The sequence below is a fragment of the Nocardia sp. NPDC004722 genome, from assembly GCF_053601505.1.
The window spans coordinates 1-3,512 of sequence record NZ_JBSGBY010000754.1 but is presented as its reverse complement, the minus strand read 5'-3'; the positions used below and the strand labels follow the sequence as shown (position 1 = coordinate 3,512).

The 3,512-nt window shown below is 68.7% G+C and carries 4 protein-coding genes and 1 pseudogene; 3 read left to right on the top strand and 2 right to left on the bottom strand.

Annotated elements, in window-relative coordinates:
* Positions 1-148 (top strand): UTRA domain-containing protein (locus ACWELQ_RS41240; protein WP_452402423.1); only part of this gene is annotated, 148 nt, incomplete at its 5' end.
* A 56-nt stretch (positions 149-204) separates the two neighbouring features.
* Here ACWELQ_RS41240 and ACWELQ_RS41235 read toward each other — a convergent pair.
* Positions 205-1,407: an alpha/beta hydrolase family protein gene (locus ACWELQ_RS41235; RefSeq protein WP_452402422.1), complete on the bottom strand. Its 1,203-nt coding sequence runs from the start codon at positions 1,405-1,407 to the stop codon at positions 205-207.
* A gap of 111 nt (positions 1,408-1,518) precedes the next feature.
* On the opposite strand from ACWELQ_RS41235, the gene ACWELQ_RS41230 reads away from it, so the two are divergent.
* A complete protein-coding gene (locus tag ACWELQ_RS41230; protein ID WP_452402421.1) occupies positions 1,519-2,139 on the top strand; it encodes a TetR/AcrR family transcriptional regulator in 621 nt (206 codons plus the stop codon).
* Between the two features lie 98 nt (positions 2,140-2,237).
* On the opposite strand, the gene ACWELQ_RS41225 is transcribed toward ACWELQ_RS41230, so the two are convergent.
* The gene (locus ACWELQ_RS41225) at positions 2,238-3,251 is read right to left on the bottom strand and encodes an LLM class flavin-dependent oxidoreductase (protein WP_452402420.1); all 1,014 of its coding nucleotides are present in this window, start codon (positions 3,249-3,251) and stop codon (positions 2,238-2,240) included.
* 128 nt (positions 3,252-3,379) lie between these two features.
* Between ACWELQ_RS41225 and ACWELQ_RS41220 the strand changes: the two are divergent.
* Positions 3,380-3,512 (top strand): annotated as a pseudogene (locus tag ACWELQ_RS41220) (type I methionyl aminopeptidase); the annotation flags it as partial.

The following is a 3,512-nucleotide window of genomic DNA, read 5'->3' as shown; positions in this document are numbered from 1 at the left end:
GGCGGCGCTGCTGGAATGCACGACGGCCCTGCCGATGCTGCTGCTGCACCGCCGCAGCGTCGACGGCGAGGGCGTGCCGATCGAGCGGGTGCGCTCGCTGTACCGCGGTGACCGCATCGCGTTCCAGGCCAATCTCACCGATTACTGAGTGCCGGCCGTCGACGGAGGTCGTCGACGGCCGGATCGGTGTCCCGGACTCGTGACTTATCGAGCGGGCAGGGCCTCGTCGAGCCAGTCGAACATGCGCTGGTGGGTCAGCACCATCGCCCCCGCGTGGCAGTGCTCGCCCGCGCCCTCGGCCGCGGTGCCGGTGATCAGTTCCTTCTCGCAGGTGAGCGCTTCGTACACGCGCGGGGCCTCGCCCTGGAAAAACAGGTCGTTCTCGGCGTCGAAAACAATGGTGGGGCACTGGATTCCGTCCACCACCCCGGCGAGGGTGTAGTCGGCGGTGGCGCGCACATACTCCGCCGGTGAACTCACGCCGAAGGTCCACTGACCATTGCGCAGCGCCCAGCGCATGGTGGTGTTGACCGCCATCATCAGGGACGCAACGGCATTCGCCTCCTCGTCGCGGCCCGAGGCGATCCAGTCGGCCAGGAACGGCGGCATCATCCGCACGTGGGCGGCGTGGTAGTCGAACAGGCCGTCGTCGAGGATGAGCGCGGCGAGGCGGTGTTCGAAGGCGGCAGCCCGCGCGGCCAGGTAGCCGCCGAGGCTGTAGCCGAACAAGGCGATCCGATCCGGATCGATCTCCGGCCGGGTCAGCGCGAAGTCGACCACGGGTGTGATCACGGCTTCCCAGTCGTGGCGGAAGGTCAGGCCCTGTTCGCGAATGACCGCGCCCTGCCCGGGGCCGTCGAAGGCGAGCACGTGGTAGCCGCGCGCCACCGCGGCGGCCGCGAGCGCGAACCAGGACTCCTCGAGGGTGGAGTCGAAGCCGCTGTTGAAGATGACGGTCGGCCTGGCCTGCCCGGTGTCGTCGGCGAGGAACAGGTAGCCGGGAAGTGTGGTGTCCGCGTAGGGGATCGCGACCGGGTGGACCGGGGTGTCCAGCAGTTGTGCTGCGTCCCAGAAGGTTTCGCGGGCCAGCCGGGACAGTTCGCGCGGCACCGGGTCGTGGGCCGGATCGTCGCGGCGGTAGAACTCGGCGGTGCGGTAGTAGTTCGAGGCGCGCAGCAGCGCCTCGCGGGCGCTCACCCGGTGGCCCGCCTTCGCGGCCGTTTCGCCGATGGCGTGGACCCGCGCGGCGGTGGCCTCCCACTCGCGCAGCCAGGCCGCCTCGTCGCCGTCGGGGATGCGGCTCGCGGTGGCGATCACCTCGCCGAGTTCCGCGCCGCCGTAGCCGGCGAACCCGGCGGCACGCAGCGCCTCGTAGCTGAAGGATTCGTCGTCGAAGAGGAATTTCATGGCTTCTACCTCGCTCTTTACGTCGATACGACACCGTTTCGTCGTACGGGTAGAACGGTAGACCGATCGACGACGAAACGCAACCGTATCGTCGTTGATAGACTGCGCGGCATGAGTGACGAATCCGGTTCGGGCGGCCGCAAACCCGCGGGCGCGGCGGTGATGCAGCCGCAGGTGACCGCCGCCATCCGGATGGCGGCCTTCGAGGAACTGGCCGAGGCCGGGTACGGCAAACTGTCCATGGAAGCGGTCGCCCGCCGCGCGGGCGTGAGCAAGCCGACCCTCTACCGCCGCTGGTCGACCAAGCAGGACTTGGTGATCGGCCTGATCTCCGAGGTCGCGGTCGACGCCGCCGATTCCCCCGACACCGGCAGCCTGCACGGCGACCTGCGCGCCTTCCTGACGCAATCGGCCGAGGTGCTGACCAATCCCCTTGTCGCCCGGATCATTCCGGACCTCCTGGCCCAGGCTGTGCGCGTGCCCGCCATCCGGGAGGTGCTGCAACTGGGCATCGGTGAATCCCGCCGGGCCCGGGTCGCCCGCATCCTGCACCGCGCGATCGACCGCGGCGAACTGTCGCCCGCCCTGAATATCGAACTGGCCCTGGACTTCATCGGCGCACCCCTGTTCTGGCGCGTCATGCTCGGCGGCGACCCCACCGGCCCGGCCTACCTCGACCAACTCACCGAAATGCTGCTCGCCGCCTTCGGTGCGACCGAGCCAGCGTCATGAGCCCGGCGGCGTCATGAAAACGGCCCGGTCATGACGACCGGGCCGCATACCTCCGTCATTCCGGCGTGCTTGTGGCCGGAATCCAACGCCCTTGTGGCTCAACGCACTTGGGGTGCCACCTTCGCGCCGAGCAGCTCGATATTCGCCAGCACCTTCTCGTGTGGCAGCGTGCCCACGCTGCTGTGCAGCATGAACCGGTCCAGTCCGAGGGTGTCGCGGACGTCGGCGATCTTCTCGGCCACGTAGTCCGGCGTGCCCACGAACAGCGATCCGCTCTGCGACCGCAGCGCGTCGAACTGCTGCCGCGTCATCGGACCCCAGCCGCGTTCCCGCCCGATCCCGGACATGGCCCGCGCGTAGGACCCGTAGAAGTCCTCCACCGCGGCCTTGTCGGTCTCGGCGATGTACCCGTGCGCGTGCACCGCGACCGGCTGCGGTTCGTGCCCGCCCTCGTCCAGGGCCCGGTGGTAGAGGTCCACCAGCGGCTTGAACCGCGCGGGCTGCCCGCCGATGATGGCGATGGCCAGCGGCAGGCCCAAAAGCCCTGCGCGCACCACGGATTCGGGGCTGCCGCCGACCGCGATCCACACCGGCAGCGGCCGGTTCTCGGTGCGCGGATAGACGATCGCGTCGGTCAAGGGCGCACGGAACTTGCCCTCCCAGGTGACCGGACCCTCCTCGCGGATCTTCAGCAGCAGCGCCAGCTTCTCCTCGAAGAGCTCGTCGTAGTCGTTCAGGTCGTAGCCGAACAGCGGGAACGATTCGATGAACGAGCCACGCCCGGCCATCAATTCGGCCCGGCCGTTGGACAGGCCGTCCAGGGTTGAGAAGTCCTGGAACGCCCGCACCGGATCGGCCGAGCTGAGTACCGTCACCGCGCTGGTGAGCTGGATCCGCTCGGTCCGCGACGCGATGGCGGCCAGCACCATGGCGGGCGAGGAGGCGGCGAAATCCTTGCGGTGATGCTCGCCCACGCCGTAGACGTCGAGTCCGGCCGCCTCGGTCGCGACGGCTTCCTCGACCACCTGACGCAGCCGTTCGCCCGCGCTCGGCACGGGCCCGTCGCCGCCGACGGGGTGTGTTTCCGCGAATGTCGTCAGTCCCAGTTCCACGGCCGTTGCCTTCTCCCTGTCTTGTTTCCAAGTCAACCAGAAGCTTAAACGGACCACGGTCCGGAAAGATTCCCGGCCATGCGGTATGCGCCTGAAAGGCCGCTGTGCGGGGCAGATAGTCTGGACTCATGTCTGTGCGCACCCGCAAGCCCCTCGTTCCCGGGCAGCAGTCGCCCATTCGCGAGGTCCCGAAGAATATCGAGCGACCCGAGTACGTCTGGAAGAAAACCGCCCAGGAGGGGCACGAGCCCTGGGTGCAGA

What these genes read in the sequence shown, in the direction of transcription:
- ACWELQ_RS41235 (WP_452402422.1), bottom strand. Translation starts at nt 1,407, where the DNA reads ATGAAATTCCTCTTCGACGACGAATCCTTCAGCTACGAGGCGCTGCGT.
- ACWELQ_RS41230 (WP_452402421.1), top strand. Translation starts at nt 1,519, where the DNA reads ATGAGTGACGAATCCGGTTCGGGCGGCCGCAAACCCGCGGGCGCGGCG.